Origin of the sequence: Pedobacter sp. (genome assembly GCF_039594775.1) — a bacterium.
Classification (GTDB): domain Bacteria; phylum Bacteroidota; class Bacteroidia; order Sphingobacteriales; family Sphingobacteriaceae; genus Pedobacter.
Genome location: NZ_JBCNMT010000001.1, coordinates 421,064 through 439,468 on the forward strand (window position 1 = coordinate 421,064; position 18,405 = coordinate 439,468).

Genomic DNA, 18,405 nt, shown 5'->3' on the forward strand with positions numbered 1-18,405 from the left:
AAATGAAAAATCTATTTAAAGCGTTATTACTCCTTTTTTTTGCTCATAACGTCAATGCTCAACAAGGTAGCCTTCCTTTAATTCCACAACCCTCGCAATTGGTATTGGGCAATTCTTCCTTAAAAATCAATGGACAAACCGCCATTTCAATACCAAAAGAGAAAGAATATCTACCCTTGGTTAATCATTTTCGCGAGCAACTTTCAGCAGTTTTAAATACAAAAATCAAAACCAATGTTGCTCCACTAAGCAAAAACAGTATTTCATTTTCGATAAAAAAAGACTTACCAAAAGAGGCCTATCAACTTAAAGTTACCAAAAACAATGTGGTGATCAGTGCATCAGAACCCGCTGGCTGGTTTTACGGATGGCAAACTTTTATCCAAATGCTCCGATTAAAGCTAGAAAATGGCAAAGAAGCTTATCTGACCGAGGTAGACATTAAAGATCAACCCAAATTTGGCTGGCGAGGCTTAATGATTGACGTGAGCAGACATTTCTTTAGTAAGGAAGTTTTAAAAAGATATATTGACCAAATGGCGAAATACAAATTCAATGTACTTCACCTTCATCTTACCGATAATCAAGGATGGCGACTGGAAATTAAACAATTGCCCAAACTAACGAGCATAGGCGCTTGGCGAGTTCCCAGAACAGGCTATTGGAGCGGAATGCCTGCGCCAGAGCCAGAAGAAAAAGCAACTTATGGCGGTTATTATTCTCAAGAAGACATTAAAGATTTAGTCGCTTATGCCAAACAGCGCTTTGTAGATATTGTTCCAGAAATCGATCTGCCAGGGCATAGTTTAGCCTTCGTGGCTTCCTATCCAGAAGTTTCTTGTACCAAAACCCCACAGCAAGTACTTGCGGGCGACCCATGGAATGCCAAAAGAACAAACGTAGTATGCGTAGGCAACGATTCTACCTATACCAAAATTGATCAAATTATTACCGAAATTGCAGAAATTTTCCCATCCAAATACATTCACATTGGCGGTGACGAAGTGACCAGAAACTATTGGAGCAATTGTACCGTTTGCCAAAATCGAATTGCTAAAGAGGGCTTAAGAAATGTAGATGAATTACAAAGCTATTTTGTGAATAGAGTAGCCAAAATGGTCGTTGCAAAGGGGAAAACACCAATTGGCTGGTATGAAACCTTGGAAAAAGGATTGGACAGCAATATTGTTCAAATGAGCTGGAAAGATGAGAAAGGTGCGGTTAAATCCTCCAACGAAGGGAAAAAAGTAATTTTAACCCCTGCTTTTTTAACCTATCTGGATTTCTATCAAGGCGATCCATATTTGGAAAATGCTCCTTTTACAGTAAACAGACTTAGCAATAGTTATAAATTTAACCCCCTACCTCCCGGGATCAATGTTAAAAATGTATTGGGCGGACAAGGCAGTTTATGGACCGAACAAGTTCCAAACGAGCGTAAACTACAATTTATGACTTGGCCTAGAGGATTAACACTATCTGAAAATTTATGGTCAACAGCCCCTAAATTGAGCTGGCCTGATTTCTTTAATCGAATCGAAGTGCACTTACCTTTACTAACTCTTGATAGCACCAACTATAGCAACTATTTTTATGATGCAATCATCAGTGCCAAAAAAGGGCAAAATGATGATGTTGTTCTGAATATTGATACAGAAATACCCGGACTGGCCATTTACTATTCTTTTGATGACACCGACCCTGATCAATTTTACCCAAAATATAACGGACAAGAGCTCACCATTCCAAAAGGGGCAAAAAATATTAGAGTAGTTAGTTACAAAGGCGCTGTGCAAAAAAGTAGGATTGTGCGCTTACCCATTGCCGAATTGAAAAAGAGGGCAAAACTTTAAACTAGACCAAGCAAGCGGTTTCTTACCAGTAAACATGCACCAATAACCCCTGCTTTTTCTCCAAGTTTAGACATTTTTAGTTGCGTATCATTATTCACCAAACTAAGGGAGAATTTATTCAATGCACTTTTAATAGGCAAACGAATGTATTCTCCTGTTGCAGCTAAGCTTCCACCCAAAATCACCATCTCAGGGTTGAAAATATTGATCAACACCGCAATGCCCTTTCCTAGTTTCTCGCCTACCTCGGCTACCAATTCAATAGCCAATACGTCGTCTTTAATCGCTGCGTCAATAATATCGTTCAACTTAATTTCATCTACTGGCATTCCTGATAGCACAGAAGTAGAACCTTCTGCCAACTTTTCCTTAAACTTCCGCACCAATGCCCATCCAGAAACTTCTGTCTCTAAACAACCCTTTTTACCGCAGCTACACAGAATTTCATTATTAAAGAAAGGAATATGTCCAAATTCGCCGGCAAAACCCGATTTCCCATAATAAAGCTGGCTATTGATCATGATCCCGATCCCCATCCCATAGTCCATGTTTAGGAAAAGCACATTCTCTTCTTCATGTACTGCTCCTGCAGAGAATTCTCCAAAAGCCATTGCCCTTGAGTCGTTTTCCAAAAATATCCTAAGACCAATATTTCTTTCGATGACCTTACTTAATGGCTCTTCATTGAAATGGAAAAAACTATAGCTATAGCCTGTAGAGTAATTAATCCTACCCGATAGGTTGAGACCAGCGCCTAATATTTTTTCTCTTTTGACCGGAGCCTCTTTTATAAAATTATTAATAAGCTCGCATAGCTGATTTAAGGATTCCTCACTATTGTTTAAACTATAGGGAATATTCTCCTTCACGTGCACCAAGTTCTTTTGCAAGTCGGTTAAACCGATATTGATATGCGATTTCTTAACATCAACGCCCAAAAAGTAACCAGATTCCATCACCAGGCCATAGATGTTTGGTTTTCTACCTCCTCGCGACTGTAGTTTACCAAAATCTTTCACCAACCCTTCAGCAATTAGATCGTTCAAAACATTGTTGATTTTAGGGGTACTTAAACCTAGTTCTCCACACAAATCAGCAATGGTAGAATTGCCATTTTTACTGAAATACGCCACTATTGCCTTCTTGATGGTTACATTTTTATAGGCAACACCTGAAATGTTCTCATCACTGAGTTCGTTAAAGAAAGTCATTTTTATTAATAAATTTTAAAAATCAAAATTAGAATAATATCTCACTAAACCTAATAAGCAGACTGTTTTTATTAGAAATCCTACCAGCATAAAATTAAAAAATTAAAAAAATAATGTTACACTTATTAATTTTTTTAAAAAAGTATTTATATTTACCCTTCAACCAGCGAAGGCCTACATGAACAGACTAACCTCAATTGCAGCCACATTGGCATTTACTGCTTCGATATGTGCATGCAGTAAATCAAATTCTGGCGAGTACCATCCCAAACACGAGGTAATTCCCGTAGATTCTACGGCGCTAACGGTCTTGCCCTCAGATTGGAAAAAGGCCGTGCATTTGATGAAGGATTTCCCTACGGGCATTCAAGTTTATCTAAACAAAAAATCCATCAATAACAAAACTACTTTAATGTATGCGGTGGTTTTTGACCCAAAACTGGTTGAATTGAAACCTATCACCTCTGCCACCAATAAAAAGGTGAGCGACTTTTACCAAGAAGAGATTGGGAAAAAATTTGCTTGCATCAACGGTGGTTTCTTTGGCACCAATGCCTCTTACAGCTTAAGTATGTTTAATGGAGTAATGACTGCTGCCAACATCAAATCATTAACGAGGACCTATAACGGCGCTAATGCAACTTACTACCCAACACGTGCGGCATTTGGTTTAACTGCAAATTATACCGCAGAAGTAGCTTGGGTTTATCACGTAGGGGCTGGAAACGGCACGGTTTATAGCTATCCAACGCCATCTCCAAATCTACTTAACACGGCACCACAAGCAATACCTAGTGCAACTTTTCCAGCTGGCGGAGTGGTTTGGAACATAAACAGCGCTATTGGCGGCTCCCCGATGTTAATTAAAAATGGGAGCATCAATATTACCGACGAGGAGGAGCTTATTGTGATTGACAACAATTCATCGAGGGCTAGATCTGCGATAGGCTACACCGCCAACAACAAGGTCATTCTGTTAGCAGCGGAAGGAAATAATACTAACGGAGCAGTAGGCCTAACCCTGGCAGAAGTAGCCCAAGTAATGAAAGACATGGGCTGTGTTGGTGCCGTTAATTTAGACGGGGGTGGTTCTACAGCTCTTTACATCAATGGGGTACACACCATAAAACCTTCTGACGCAGCAGGAGAAAGACCAGTAGTTACAGCCCTTATCCTTAAAAGCAAATAACCAAGTATGAATATAAAATTTACCAAATTCTTTGTTTTCGGGCTTTTGCTAAGCTGTTATTCGGCTTTTGCACAAGTAAACCATAAAACAGATGTATTGATTATTGGAGGCGGCGCCAGTGGCACAACGGCTGCCATCCAATCGGCCCGTATGGGGGTGAAAGTATTAGTAGTGGAAGAAACCGAGTGGCTGGGCGGCATGCTTACTTCGGCTGGGGTTTCGGCCATTGATGGCAACCACAACATGCCATCAGGCTTATGGGGAGAGTTTAGACAACACCTATATGATTACTACGGAGGCCCCAAAGCAGTAGAAACTGGATGGGTGAGCAATACACTTTTCGAACCTTCTTTTGGCAATATCACGCTCAAAAAGATGGCCCAACACGAAAATTTAAGCATTTGGTATAAAAGCAGTTTGAGCAACATCTCCAAAAACGGAAAATTGTGGCTGGCTGAAATCAACAATAAAGGTAAAAAACAAACCGTAGAGGCAAAAGTAGTGATTGACGCCACAGAACTTGGCGATGTAATGGCCAAATTGAAAGTTCCTTACCGCGTAGGAATGGACAGTCGTTACGATACAGGAGAAAGCTTTGCTCCAGAGAAAGCCAACAACATTATCCAAGATTTAACTTATGTAGTGATTTTGAAGGATTTTGGCGCTAATGCCAATAAAACCATCAAAAAGCCCGAAGGCTACGACCCAAAAGAGTTTGATTGCTGCTGCGATGTTCAAGACCCCGCTTCGCACGACAATACCCCAAAAATTGACTGCAGCCAAATGATTACCTACGGCAAATTGCCCAACGGTAAATACATGATCAATTGGCCAAAATGCGGTAACGATATTTATTTGAACATTATTGAAATGAACGATGCGGAGCGCAAAGAGGCTTTGAAAAAAGCCAAACTACACAGTTTGCGCTTCATCTATCACCTACAGACCAAACTAGGCTTCAAAAATTTAGGCATTGCCGATGATGAGTTTCCAACTGCCGACAAGCTGCCTATGATTGCTTACCACAGGGAGTCTCGTCGTTTAAACGGTCAAGTAACCTTAACCTTAAATGATGTGACTTCGCCTTACACTCAAAAAACTGCGTTATACCGAACAGGTATAGCCGTTGGAGATTATACCATTGACCACCATCACCTTAAAAATCCAGATGCCCCACAAATTGATTTTGTGAAAATCAAAGTGCCTTCATACAACATTCCTTTGGGTGCTTTAGTTCCTAAAACTGGTGAAGGCTTAATTGTAGCTGAAAAAAGTATTAGTGTAACCAATATCGTCGCCGGTGCTAGCCGTTTACAGCCGGTAGTACTAGGTATTGGTCAAGCCGCTGGAGCATTAGCTGCTACCGCAGTGCTTAGCAACACCGACCCTGCAAACATTAACATTAGAGCGGTTCAAAATGCACTATTAGAAAGCAAGGCTTATTTAATGCCTTTCATTGATGTAAAACCGAACGACCCTTCTTTCAAGGTTATCCAAAAAATTGGTGCAACAGGCATTTTAAAAGGAACAGGCCTTTCTTACAAGTGGGCCAACCAAACTTGGTTCTATCCTGAGCTTCCCATAAGTGAATGGGATTTGGTTAACGGCTTAAAAGCTTTCTATCCTCCTTTTGAGGAAATACATCCTTCGGGAAATTTAAGTACCGCTGATTACTTAGCAAAAGTGGTGAAAGCCATCAGCAAAAAAGAGGTAAAGGCTGAGCAAATCCTTACTTATTTAAAACAACAAAACTTTAATGGCCTCAGTGCCGAAAGTACCTTGAGCAGAAGAATGGTTACCCACGTGCTAGACCACTTTCTAAATCCTTTTAACATGGAAATAGACTTCACCGGAAAAACAAAACAAGCAACTAACAACCTAACAAATTAATAATTAACCATGAAGAAACGATTTTCAGTAAGAAAAGAAGGCTTTCTTGCCCTATTAGCAATACTGCTATTCACTTTCACTACTTCCGTAATGGCCCAAACCAAGGTTAGCGGAACGGTAAATGATGATCAGGGAGAAATTCTTACAGGAGTAAGTGTTTTGGTAAAAGGCACCAAAATAAGTACGACTACCAACCAAGATGGTAAATTCCAAATTACCCTACCAGCAGGTTCAACTACTTTGGTATTTAGCTATTTGGGCTACGAAACCAAAGAGGCCCTTGCCACAGGAGGAGAACTTAAAATTAGTCTTAAATCAAATGTATCTACACTTAACGATGTGGTAATCATTGGATATGGCACTTCCACTAAAAAGGACCTGACGGGATCAGTAGGTACCGTTAATATTTCCGATTTACAAAAAGCTCCAGTTAAATCATTTGACGAAGCTTTAGCTGGTCGTGTAGCTGGTGTGCAGGTAACTTCGAGCGAAGGTCAACCAGGATCGGCCATTAACATTACCATTCGTGGTAACAACTCGGTAACACAAAACAACTATCCATTAGTAGTAATTGATGGGATTATTTTCGAAGATCCTAACAACCTTTCTGTTAATCCATTGAATACCATTGACCCAAATGATATCGAATCAATCAATATTTTAAAAGATGCCTCATCAACGGCCATTTATGGTGCCAGAGGATCTAATGGTGTAGTAATGGTAACCACTAAAAGAGGTAAAGAAGGAATGCCAACCATTAGTTACAATGGTTATTACGGACTTCAAGAAAATAGAAAAAGGGTTGAAACACTTTCTCCATATGAATTTGTAAAGCTTCAAAACGAGATCGATCCAGTAAGAACCAAAAACTTATACTTCGTTAACAACATGACCTTAGAAAACTATAGAGGTTTGAAAGGTATTAACTGGGAAGACGAAGTAACCCGCATTGCACCAATGCAAAACCATTATTTAAACTTAATGGGCGGTAATAAAAAGACAAAATACAGCGCATCTCTTTCCTATACTGGACAAGATGGTATTTTATTGAACTCTGGTTTCAATCGTTTACAAGGTAAATTTGCATTGGACCAAGAAGTTTCTGATCGACTAAAAGTAGGGTTGACGGCTACCTATTCGGGGGTTAAGAATTATGGTAGCCCCACCTCTACTGGTAATTTTAGCAACGAGATCAACTTGTTGTTCAGCGTTTGGGCTTTTAGACCTTTAGCGGTAAATCCGGCCACCAATTTATTGGATTTGGCAAATGACCCAGAGGTGGAACAGGCCAGCAATTTTACTTTCAACCCAATTCTTACTGTAAAAAATGAGCTAAGAGAAAACTCGGGCGATAACTTGGCCGCCAACGCCTACATTGAGTACCAAATTGCCAAAAACCTGAAATTTAAAACCGTAGCCAGCTTAAATAAAGGCTCAAGAGTTTACGATGTTTTCAATGGTTCAATGTCTAGAAGTGGTATTGCTGGAAATTATTTGGTTAATGGTAGCAAAACCTATCTTAACTCAAATACTTGGCAAAGTTACAGTACCCTTAACTACGTAAAAAGATTAGACAAGAACAATTACATTGATGTAATGGGTGGTTTTACCCTCGAAGAAAGCAACAACACTTCTTTTGGCGCTGCCGCGGTATTACTTCCTAACGAAAGCTTAGGATTAAGCGGTTTAGATGAGGGAAATCCATTAAACATTACTTCATTAACTTCAAAATCTAGGATGTCTAGCTTTATTGGCCGTGCTAACTATAAATTGTATGACCGCTACTTGTTCACAGCTACTTTTAGGGCAGATGGTTCTTCTCGTTTCTTGAATAGCAACAGATGGGGCTACTTCCACTCCGGAGCTTTTGCATGGCAGATCAACAACGAGGAGTTCATGAAAAATATCAGGGCGATCTCAAGCGCAAAACTACGCATCTCTTATGGTACAACGGGAAATAACGGCGTAGGCAACTTTGCAGCTCACCCAGCATTAAGTTTTGCCAACCCCGATGGAACCTACACGGTGAACAATTTCCCAAGTTACACCTTTGGCGGAGCAGATAATAAAGGTTTGGTATACTCATCTTTGGGTAATGCCGATTTAAGATGGGAGGTAACCAAACAAACGGATATGGGCCTAGATCTAGGTTTCTTAAAACAGCGCTTAACCGTTGAGGTTGATGTTTATAGAAAAGTTACCGACAGGTTATTGCTTAACGCGCCAATGTCGCCAAGTACTGGCTACAACAGAGTGTTCAAAAACATTGGCAAAGTACAAAACCAAGGTTTGGAAATCACTATCGGTGGTACGCCAATACAAACTAAAAACTTTACTTGGACCAGTTCATTCAACATCGCCTTTAACCGTAACAAGGTGCTTGGTTTAACAGATAACCAATTGTACATGCTTACTGCACAAGGCTGGGGCGATGATTGGAAAAACATTCCAGGATATATTGCCAAGATCAACGAGCCAATTGCTCAGTTTTATGGTTTAATTTATTCAGGAACCTACAAATACGAAGATTTTGATCTGCTTGGTGGCGTTTACACCTTAAAAGACAACGTACCTTCAAACGGTGGTTCAAGAGCCAATGTTAAACCTGGCGATGTAAAATACATGGATCTTGATGGAGATGGACAAATTACAGAAGCAGACAAAACGGTCATCGGTAATCCAAATCCGGTACATATTGGAGGTTTCTCTAACAACTTTAACTATAAAGGTTTTGATTTAGGGATTTTCTTCCAATGGTCATACGGTAATGATATCATCAACGCTAACCGTATCATGTTCGAATCTTCATACAAATATGGCTACAACCAATATGCTACTTATGCCAACAGATGGTCGGCAGAAAATCCAACTTCAGACATTCCAGGTGTTGCTGCCGGAAGAGGTTCTTCATTAAAAGCATACTCTACCCGCATCATCGAAGATGGTTCATTCCTAAGATTAAAAACCGTTTCATTGGGCTATACACTTCCAACAGGATGGTTACAAAAATCAAAAGTATTTAAAACCGGTAGGGTATACGTAGCGGCCCAAAACCTGTACACTTGGACCAAATATTCTGGTTACGACCCAGAGGTTTCGGTGAGAAACAGTGCATTAACTCCAGGTTTCGACTACTCGGCTTATCCTAGGGCCAGAACCATCACTTTTGGTATTAACACAACTTTTTAATCATTCCTAATAGATAAAATGATGAAACGTATTTTAATTCTACTATTTGTTTCGGTATTATCCCTAAGCGCCTGTAAAAAGTTCTTAGAAATTGCCCCTACCGATTCTTTGGCCCCAGCCAACTACTATAACACTGAAGCCGATATTAATGCTGCCCTAACTGGCGTGTATGATGTATTGGGTAAAAATGCTACTTACGGACGATCTTTTTATTTCGAAATGGACGTTGCCGATGATGCATTTATTGCACTATCTTCTTGGACACAAGATATTGGCTTGTACAATTACAATCCTTCCGACACCAAGCTTACCGAAGCTTGGACCACTCTGTACAACGGAATTAATCGTGCAAACATGCTGTTGGAAAATATTGACAAGGCCTCAATGGATCCCACAAAGAAAAATGCGGCAAAGGGCGAGGCGTTGTTTTTAAGGGCGTACTATTATTTTGTTTTAACCACCAACTGGGGAAATGTGCCTTTACGTCTCGCTTCAACCAAAACGCCTAACGATGTAAACTTTGCCAACACTCCTTCCAAAACCATTTATGAGCAAATTATAAAGGATATGGAAACCGCAGCTGATATGGTCAATCCTATCTCTAATTATACTTACAGCAGTCGCGTAACCAAATCTGTGGTTTGGGGCATGTTGGCCCGTGTAAACCTTAAAATGGCAGGAGCTCCATTGTTAGATGCTTCTCGCTACAGCGAGGTAGTGAAGTGGGCTGAAAAAGTGAAAACTGCAGGGCACAGCCTAAACCCAAGCTATTCGCAGGTATTCATTAACATGTGCCAAGACAAATACGACACCAAAGAAGTGCTTTGGGAAGTTGAGTTTAACAAGAAAAATGGCACACAAGAAGAAGAAGGTGCGCTAGGCTCTATTAACGGTATTGGTGCAAATGCATCTCTTGGCTATAGTTACGGGGCAAAGCATACAACTGAAAGATATTACAATAGCTTTGCCGATGGCGATTTACGTCGTGACTGGAACATTAGCCCTTATTATTATGCTTCCGATAACTCTCGTGTAGGCTATGGACCAACGCAGATCTATAACCGTTATGATGCTAAATGGAGACGCGAGTACGAAACTGCAACACCTAAATTTAACGGAACAACAAGCATTAACTTTCCATTATTAAGATATTCTGATGTATTATTGATGTTGGCTGAAGCAGAAAATGAGCTAAACGGCCCAACAACCAAAGCATTTGACGCCATTAACGAGGTGCGTCGTCGTGCTTTTGGAAAAACACTGACCAATGCCGAGATGGTAAAATCTATCGCCGTAACTGCTGGCGGTGCCAATTATACCGTAGCGCCTACGGTAACCATTAGCGGAGGTGGAGGAACTGGTGCCAAAGCAACCGCCACCGTGTCATCAGGAAAAGTAAACGGAGTATATGTGACCGATATGGGCACAGGTTATACCTCAGCACCAACCATTACCTTTACTGGCGGATATGCTTCGGGAGCAACGGTAGCCAGTGGTGCAGTGGCTGTAGCTACGTTAACCAATACACAAACTGCAAACCACGATTTAAGCATTACTACCACGGCCACCAAAGAAGATTTCCGTTTAGCTGTAAGAAACGAAAGATCATGGGAGCTTGGCTATGAAGGCTTAAGAAGGTTCGACCTGATCCGTTGGGGTGTTTTTTATGAGACGATGAAAGCCCTTGCCAATGAAATTGCAACCACAGCCCCTGCAGCCTACACTTATGCGGCAAAATCAGCACAAAACGTTTCAGAGAAAGATGTATTGTTCGCGATTCCCGCAAATGAGCTTAGCTTAAACAAATTAATTATTCCAAATAAAGGCTGGTAACAATAATTAACTAAAAAAATATTGTCATGAATAAATTAAAATATATCCTTGGCTTGCTTTTAATTCCGGCAGTATATGCCTGTAAAAAAGATGCACCAGATGCACCTACCTTCAATGTAGTGACAAGCAAGGCAGAATACAACTTGGCCGATTCGGTAGAGTTTCAAATATCAGGTTATGCCGATGTGATTGGCTTTTACTCTGGCGAAGCTGGAAAGGAATATCGTTACAGAAATCGCTTGGAGTCCAATGATGGCAAAATGCACTTGAACATTCAAACGCAAGTATTATATGGTACACAGGCCAACAATTTAAGCTTACTGTACTCTACTGATTTTGACAACCTTTATTCGGTAGATGGAATTAGCAAAGCAACTTGGACAGACATTACCAACCGCTTTACGCTTTCAACCGCGGCAGCCGGAGCTGTTGGAACAGCCGTTACTTCTGCCGATGTAGATCTTTCTGATTTGCCAGTTTCTGGCAAGCCGATTTTTTTCGCATTCAAATGGGTAGGACAAGCGAGTACTACCGCGGCCCTTGGAGGAAGGACTTGGAGAGTTCCGGCCTTTAATCTTACCAACAAAACCGCAAGCGGAGCATCAACCATTGCCACCGTCACATCTGCGGGTTGGCTAGCTATTGATGTAAAGAATACGGCTAACAAATGGACCATCCAGTCTACAACTCCGTTTTTATACTTTGCTCCTAACAGCACGCTCAACGAATCGGAAGATTGGGCTGTATCTAAGGCCTTATTCCCAAATAAAGTCAGCCCAGACCTTAGCGTAAACGTAAAAGCTTACACCGACAGGATGAAGAACTACAAATACAAGTTCAGCAAAACGGGCGTATACAATGTTGCCTTTATTGCCAAAAACGGGCTAAATGGAAATGTTAAAGAAGTAGTGAAAGAACTGACTGTTACTATTAAATAACCTTTTGAAGCTTCACCTTGCATATCTTTAAAAGATGAACAAACGCTTAAACAGTCTCGATGCTCTTAGAGGGCTTGCCATACTCTGCATGGTGCTCTCTAGCAGCATTGCTTTTGGAGAAATGATGCCAGCTTGGATGTTCCATGCGCAAACCCCTCCGCCAACACATGCATTTAATCCAAACCTCCCAGGCATTACTTGGGTCGATTTGGTATTCCCTTTCTTTCTATTTTCTATGGGAGCCGCTATTCCGTTGGCGCTGCATAAAAAAGCCGAAGAACTTCCTTTCCACAAAATATTTACCCAGCTTTTCAGCAGAATGGTACTGCTGGCCTTTTTTGCCATTTTCACCTTTCATGCACGAGCCTGGGTAATGGAGAAAAACCCTAACAGCATAACACAGTTGATTTCAATCGCTGCATTTGCATGTCTTTTTCTAATTTATGGAAATTGGTCGGCCTTTGTGAAGAGCAAGCTGGCCTTGGGCTTAAAAATATTGGGCATCCTTTTGGCCGTTTTATTTATGGCTATCTATCCCTTTGCCTACGGCGATTTTAGTTTAGCCAAGAGCGACATCATTATCATTGTATTGGCCAACATGGCTTTCTTCGGTGGCTTGGTTTGGTACTTCACCCGAAAGCAGCCCATTTGGCGCATCGCTATACTCCCTTTTGTAATGGCCGTATTTTTGGCTTCAAAAGAAGATAACAGCATTAACCAGTTGATTTTTGAAGGGACACCTGCAAACTGGCTGTATAAATTCTACTACCTCAAATACTTGTTTATCATTATTCCGGGAACCTTCGCCGGAGAATGGTTCATTAAAGAAGCTAAAAATGAAAAAGCGGAAACAGCCTCCAAAAAATCGCTGCTTCTTATTGCTGCGATTGCATGCATTTTGGTTTTTGTAAATTTATGGGGACTCTTTACAAGATCGTTAGAATTAAATCTATTGCTCAACGTCATTGCCTGTGCCTGCTTATTGTTACTAGCAAAACAGGTGAAACAAAGTCCTTTAATTAACAACATGATATCGGCGGGAGTATATCTTTTATTATTGGGCCTATTTTTTGAAGCTTACGAAGGCGGGATCAAAAAAGATTTTTCTACCTATAGCTACTATTTTGTTTGCTCCGGTTTATCATTCCTTACCCTATTAGCCTTTAGCTTGGTTGAAAAACTTGGATATTTAAAAGGCCTGACCACCTTTTTGGCCAGCAACGGAAAAAACCCAATGATTGCCTATACTGCGGGCAACCTTTTGCTAATCCCGTTCCTTAAATTAACTACACTGTCTACCTATTTAGATGCCATGAACACTGGCGCTTTTATGGGTTTTGCCAGAGGAGTTATTTTCACCGGCATTGTAGCATTAATTACGGTATTATTTACCCGCCTTAAATTTTTCTGGAAAACCTAAACAAACAACATACACACAGTGGACCAAACAAAAACTAAAAACACTAATCCTATATCGTGGATACCCAGTACATGGTTTGCCATGGGGTTGCCCAACCTGGTACTTGGGGGCACTTTGCTCTCATTGCTATACAAAAACATGGGCTTTTCCGATACGCAAATTACGGTATATACAGGCATCATTATTTTGCCATGGAGTTTTAAACCGTTATGGGGACCTTTTATGGAGCTATACAAAACCAAAAAGTTTTACATCTATGGCTCTCAAATCCTTTGTGGACTATTGTTTGCCATTGCCGCAGGCCTATTGTTTCTCAGTAATTTCTTTGCTGCTTCGGTAGTTGTGTTTTTATTGATTGCTTTTTTAGGCGCCACACAAGACATTGCTGCCGATGGTTTGTACCTACAGTCGTTAAGCAACAAACAACAGGCACAATATGTAGGTTGGCAAGGCACTTTTTACAACTTTGCCAAACTGTTCTCCAACGGAGGCATGGTTTTTTTGGTGGGTGTACTCATTCCGCTTTACGGCAACACCAAAGCCTGGGCCATTATTTTGTTGATTTACGCAGCAGTAATGTTCTTGCTTGGCTTATACAACAAAAAGTTCTTGCCCCAAACACAGGCGCAAGTTCAGGTACAAACTACAGCGCAGGTTTGGCAAACACTAACGGATGTTATTACTAGCTTTTTCAAGAAAAAACATATTTGGTTCGGTATTTTATTTATCGTTTTGTATCGCTTTGCCGAAGGACAAGCCATTAAAATAATGCCCCTATTTTTTAAGGCAACTAAAGCTGTTGGCGGCTTAGAACTTAGCGAAGCTACTTTAGGCATGCTTACCGGTATTTACGGCACCATTGCTTTTGTGCTGGGTTCCTTAGCCGCTGGATATTTTGTCTCAAACAAAGGCCTAACCCGAAAAACATTATTAATGCTTTGTGCATTTTTTAACCTGCCGTTTATCACCTACGCTTATCTAGCTTTTACCCAAACCTCTAACCTGTTCATCATAGGAAGCGCTGTGGCTATTGAGCATTTTGGTTATGGCTTCGGTTTTATCGGTATTATCCTTTTCATTATGCAGCAAATTGCCCCTGGTAAATATCAAATGGCACATTATGCCTTTGGTAGTGCCATTACCTATTTCGGCTATACGTTGGCCAGCATGATCAGTGGTTACATCAGTGATTATTTGGGCTACAAACACTTTTTTGTTTGGGTGCTTATTGCTACCATTCCGGCTTTTATTGCCACATGGATTGTCCCTTTAAAGAAATCTGAAGAGCAGAGCGAAAACCACAATGAAGAAAATTTGATCAAGGAATAACATGAAGAAATTGATTTATACTTTTTGCTTAGTCGTTGCTGCTCATTTTGCAAATGCGCAAGAAACCGTTGCTGTTGATAGTGGTTATTTAAATAGCCACTATACGCAACGCCTGGATTTTTTCAGAAAAATGCCTAACCGTAAAGGTGAAATTGCCTTTGTGGGCAATAGCATCACTGAAGGAGGAAAATGGCAAGAGCTTCTTCAAAAAAAGAACATTATTAACAGGGGCATTAGCGGCGATGTAACCTACGGCATATTGGCCCGTTTAGATGAGGTACTCGAATCGAAACCAGCAAAAATGTTCATGTTAAGTGGCGTGAACGACATGAAGCGCGGCACACCAAACGAAGTAATCCTTAACAACTTTAAGCGAATGATTGTGATGGTTAAAACGCAATCACCAAAAACCATCCTTTACATGCAAAGCGTTCTGCCGGTTAACGAAGGCATGTTGCCCGCCATTTATGCACAAGTAAAAAATAGCAAAATCAACGACTTGAACCAAAAACTGCAGGTGCTTTGCAAGCAAATGGGGGTAAATTACATTAACCTACACCCTGCGCTGGCTGATGAGAATGGAAGTCTTAAAAAGGAATTGAGCATTGATGGCCTGCATTTACGTCAAGCGTCTTATGTGTTATGGGCCAACGAACTAAAAAGACTAAAGGTAATCTAACAATGAAAAAACTACGCTTAATTATCATCAGCCTTGCCATCTTTAATGTTAGCCAAGCACAAACCGTTAAAATAGATAGCAGCTACGCTAACTGGTATTACCAACAGCGTATGGAATATTTTGCCAAAACACCTATTCCAAAAAACGCTATTATCTTTTTGGGCAATAGCATTACAGAGAGAGCCGAATGGCAGGAACTGCTTGCCGACAGCAAATATCCGGTGATCAACAGAGGTATTGGTGGTGACAACTCTTTTGGCATTTTAGCCAGAATGGACGAAATCATAAACGCAAAACCAAAAGCCATTTATTTAATGGACGGCATTAACGACCAGTTCAGAAAATTACCACATGAGGTGAGCGTCAACAACTATCGTCGCATCATCAGAAAAATCAAGCAACAGTCGCCAACAACAAAGATTTACCTTGAAAGTGCTTTGCCCATTAACGAGGACATGACCAAGGAAGCCTATACCAAAGGCCGCAATATATTAGTTCCCGAACTGAATAAAAAATTAAAAGCCTTAGCAAAAGAAGAAGGAGTAACCTACATCGATATCTGTCCTTTGTTTCAAGATGAAAACGGTGTATTAAAGAAAGAGTTTACCATGGATGGCGTGCACCTAAAAGCTAGTGCATACATCGACTGGGTAAAGTTTTTAAAGGATAAAAAATATTTATAGGCCCTTGGCTTAAAACAGCATTAGCAATAAAAAACGAAGAGTAGCATAAATGAAAATAACGGGAACTTTTATTGATGAGATTTCTCACGATATCCCACACCAAAACTGGGGAAGAGAAGAATGGGCCAAGGATTTTGCCCACATGAAAGCAATGGGGATTGACACCGTCATCCTGATTAGAAGCGGATACAGAAGGTTTATCACTTATCCTTCGGTTTACCTTCAAAATAAATTCGGTTGTTATGAACCACCAATAGACCTGGTTGAACTTTATCTGCAATTGGCAGAAGAAAACGAAATGAAGTTCTATTTCGGCTTATATGATAGCGGACACTATTGGGATACAGGCAACCTACAGCATGAAATTGATGCCAATAGATATGTAATTGACGAAGTTTGGGCCAAATATGGTCATTACAAAAGCTTTGGTGGCTGGTATTTAAGCATGGAAATTAGTCGCCGTACCAAAGGCGCAACTGAGGCATTTAATACCTTAGGGCTACAATGCAAAGGGGTTAGCAATGGTTTGCCCACATTCATTTCACCTTGGATTGATGGCAAAAAAGCCGTGATGGCTGCCGAAGCGACCTTAACCAAGGAAAACGCCGTTTCTCTGAAAGAGCATGAAGACGAATGGTCGGAAATATTTTCGGGGCTGAAAGGCTCTATTGATGCCGTAGCTTTCCAAGATGGACATGTTGATTACCATGAGCTACAAGATTTCTTTGAGGTGAATAAAAAAATGGCCGATCAATTTGGTTTACAATGCTGGACCAACGCCGAGAGTTTCGACCGCGATATGCCCATTAAGTTTTTACCTATCAAATTTGAAAAGCTACGCCTAAAACTAGAAGCCGCACGCAAAGCTGGTTACGACAAGGCCATTACTTTCGAATTCTCGCACTTTATGAGCCCGCAATCAGCCTACATACAAGCACACCACCTTTACAACAGATACCAGGAATACGCAAAGAACTTATAATATGAACAAGTACATAGAGATATACAAGAATGAGCTTTTGAACGAAATTATCCCGTTTTGGAGCAAAAACTCTTTAGATAAAGATGCTGGAGGGTACTTTACCTGCTTAGATGCCAAGGGAAATATTTACGATACCGATAAGTTTGCCTGGTTACAAGGCCGCCAAATTTGGACCTATGCCATGCTTTTTGACAAAGTTGAAGCTAAACAAGAATGGAAAGACATTTCTGAGCTGGGCGCTTCGTTTATGAGAAAACACGGAAGAGATGAAAACGGAGATTGGTATTTTTCGTTCACCAAAAGAGGAAAACCACTGGTACAGCCCTATAATATTTTTTCGGATTGTTTTGCTGCTTTGGGCTTTGGTGCATTGTGTAAAATCAACAACAGTAGCGAAGATGCCGACACTGCCCTTAAAACCTTTAATCGAATTTTAGAGAGAAGAAATAATCCAAAAGGGAAATATACCAAAGGCTTTCCTGGCACCAGAGATCTGAAAAACTTCTCCCTGCCAATGATCCTTTGCAACCTTTCGCTGGAGCTAGAGCACTTGCTGGACAAATCGACCATTGATGGTTTAATTGACGAAGTATTGCACGAAGTGATGTCGGTATTTTATCAGCCACAATCGGGATTGATCTTGGAAAATGTTCATCATGATGGCAGTTTCTCAGATTCGTTTGAAGGCAGGGTAGTGAACCCAGGGCACATTATTGAAGCGATGTGGTTCATCATGGATTTAGCCGTTAGGAAAAATGATACTGAACTCGCTAATAAAGCCCTTGAAATTGCTTTTACAGCACTGGAGTTTGGTTGGGACAACCAACATGAAGGTATTCTGTACTTTAAAGACATTAAAGGCCATCCTGTACAACAATTGGAGTGGGACCAAAAGCTTTGGTGGGTGCATGTAGAGGCTTTGGTAACCATGGCCAAAGGCTATGCCATTACCCAGAATGAAAAATGTGCAGCGTGGTTCGAAAAATTACACCACTACACCTGGAAAAACTTTAGAGATGCCGAAAACGGTGGCGAATGGTATGGCTACCTTAATCGCAGGGGCGAAGTTTCCATCCCAGCCAAAGGTGGTAAATGGAAAGGCTGTTTCCATATTCCCAGAGCGCTTTACCAAGTTTACAATACTTTAGAGCAAGTGGTTGAGCCTGCTAAAATCTAATTCATAAAAAAACGTCTCTTAAATGTTCCAAA

Annotated in this window: 13 protein-coding genes; 12 read left to right on the top strand and 1 reads right to left on the bottom strand. The window is 40.7% G+C overall.

The window, feature by feature from the left end; all coding sequences use genetic code 11:
• Positions 1-2 precede the first annotated feature (2 nt).
• Complete coding sequence (locus ABDV71_RS01920; protein ID WP_343530731.1) at positions 3-1,853, top strand: family 20 glycosylhydrolase; 1,851 nt, start codon at positions 3-5, stop codon at positions 1,851-1,853.
• On the opposite strand, the gene ABDV71_RS01925 is transcribed toward ABDV71_RS01920, so the two are convergent.
• A complete protein-coding gene (locus ABDV71_RS01925; RefSeq protein WP_343530732.1) occupies positions 1,850-3,064 on the bottom strand; it encodes an ROK family transcriptional regulator in 1,215 nt (404 codons plus the stop codon). The genes ABDV71_RS01920 and ABDV71_RS01925 overlap by 4 nt on opposite strands.
• Positions 3,065-3,242: 178 nt before the next feature.
• Between ABDV71_RS01925 and ABDV71_RS01930 the strand changes: the two genes are divergently transcribed.
• Genes ABDV71_RS01930 through ABDV71_RS01980 form a run of 11 tightly spaced genes read left to right on the top strand, consistent with a single transcriptional unit; the run spans position 3,243 to position 18,373 of the window.
• A complete protein-coding gene (locus ABDV71_RS01930; RefSeq protein ID WP_343530733.1) occupies positions 3,243-4,253 on the top strand; it encodes a phosphodiester glycosidase family protein in 1,011 nt (336 codons plus the stop codon).
• Between the two features lie 6 nt (positions 4,254-4,259).
• Entirely contained in the window at positions 4,260-6,143 is a 1,884-nt protein-coding gene (locus ABDV71_RS01935; RefSeq protein ID WP_343530734.1) for an FAD-dependent oxidoreductase, read from the top strand.
• Between the two features lie 9 nt (positions 6,144-6,152).
• Positions 6,153-9,332, top strand: a complete 3,180-nt coding sequence (locus ABDV71_RS01940; RefSeq protein ID WP_343530735.1) for a TonB-dependent receptor — start codon at positions 6,153-6,155, stop codon at positions 9,330-9,332.
• A gap of 21 nt (positions 9,333-9,353) precedes the next feature.
• Positions 9,354-11,165: a RagB/SusD family nutrient uptake outer membrane protein gene (locus ABDV71_RS01945; RefSeq protein WP_343530736.1), complete on the top strand. Its 1,812-nt coding sequence runs from the start codon at positions 9,354-9,356 to the stop codon at positions 11,163-11,165.
• Positions 11,166-11,191: 26 nt separating this feature from the next.
• Positions 11,192-12,103 (top strand): DUF5017 domain-containing protein, encoded by a 912-nt coding sequence (locus ABDV71_RS01950; RefSeq protein WP_343530737.1) that lies wholly within the window; start codon positions 11,192-11,194, stop codon positions 12,101-12,103.
• A gap of 34 nt (positions 12,104-12,137) precedes the next feature.
• Positions 12,138-13,523: a DUF5009 domain-containing protein gene (locus tag ABDV71_RS01955; protein ID WP_343530738.1), complete on the top strand. Its 1,386-nt coding sequence runs from the start codon at positions 12,138-12,140 to the stop codon at positions 13,521-13,523.
• 18 nt (positions 13,524-13,541) lie between these two features.
• Positions 13,542-14,852, top strand: coding sequence for an MFS transporter (locus tag ABDV71_RS01960; RefSeq protein ID WP_343530739.1), 1,311 nt, complete (start codon positions 13,542-13,544; stop codon positions 14,850-14,852).
• Position 14,853: 1 nt separating this feature from the next.
• On the top strand, positions 14,854-15,531 hold the full coding sequence (locus tag ABDV71_RS01965) for a GDSL-type esterase/lipase family protein (protein WP_343530740.1): 678 nt from the start codon (positions 14,854-14,856) through the stop codon (positions 15,529-15,531).
• A 2-nt stretch (positions 15,532-15,533) separates the two neighbouring features.
• Positions 15,534-16,214, top strand: coding sequence for a GDSL-type esterase/lipase family protein (locus ABDV71_RS01970; protein WP_343530741.1), 681 nt, complete (start codon positions 15,534-15,536; stop codon positions 16,212-16,214).
• A 49-nt stretch (positions 16,215-16,263) separates the two neighbouring features.
• Complete coding sequence (locus ABDV71_RS01975; RefSeq protein WP_343530742.1) at positions 16,264-17,196, top strand: DUF4434 domain-containing protein; 933 nt, start codon at positions 16,264-16,266, stop codon at positions 17,194-17,196.
• Between the two features lies 1 nt (position 17,197).
• Positions 17,198-18,373, top strand: coding sequence for an AGE family epimerase/isomerase (locus ABDV71_RS01980; protein ID WP_343530743.1), 1,176 nt, complete (start codon positions 17,198-17,200; stop codon positions 18,371-18,373).
• Positions 18,374-18,405: the final 32 nt, after the last annotated feature.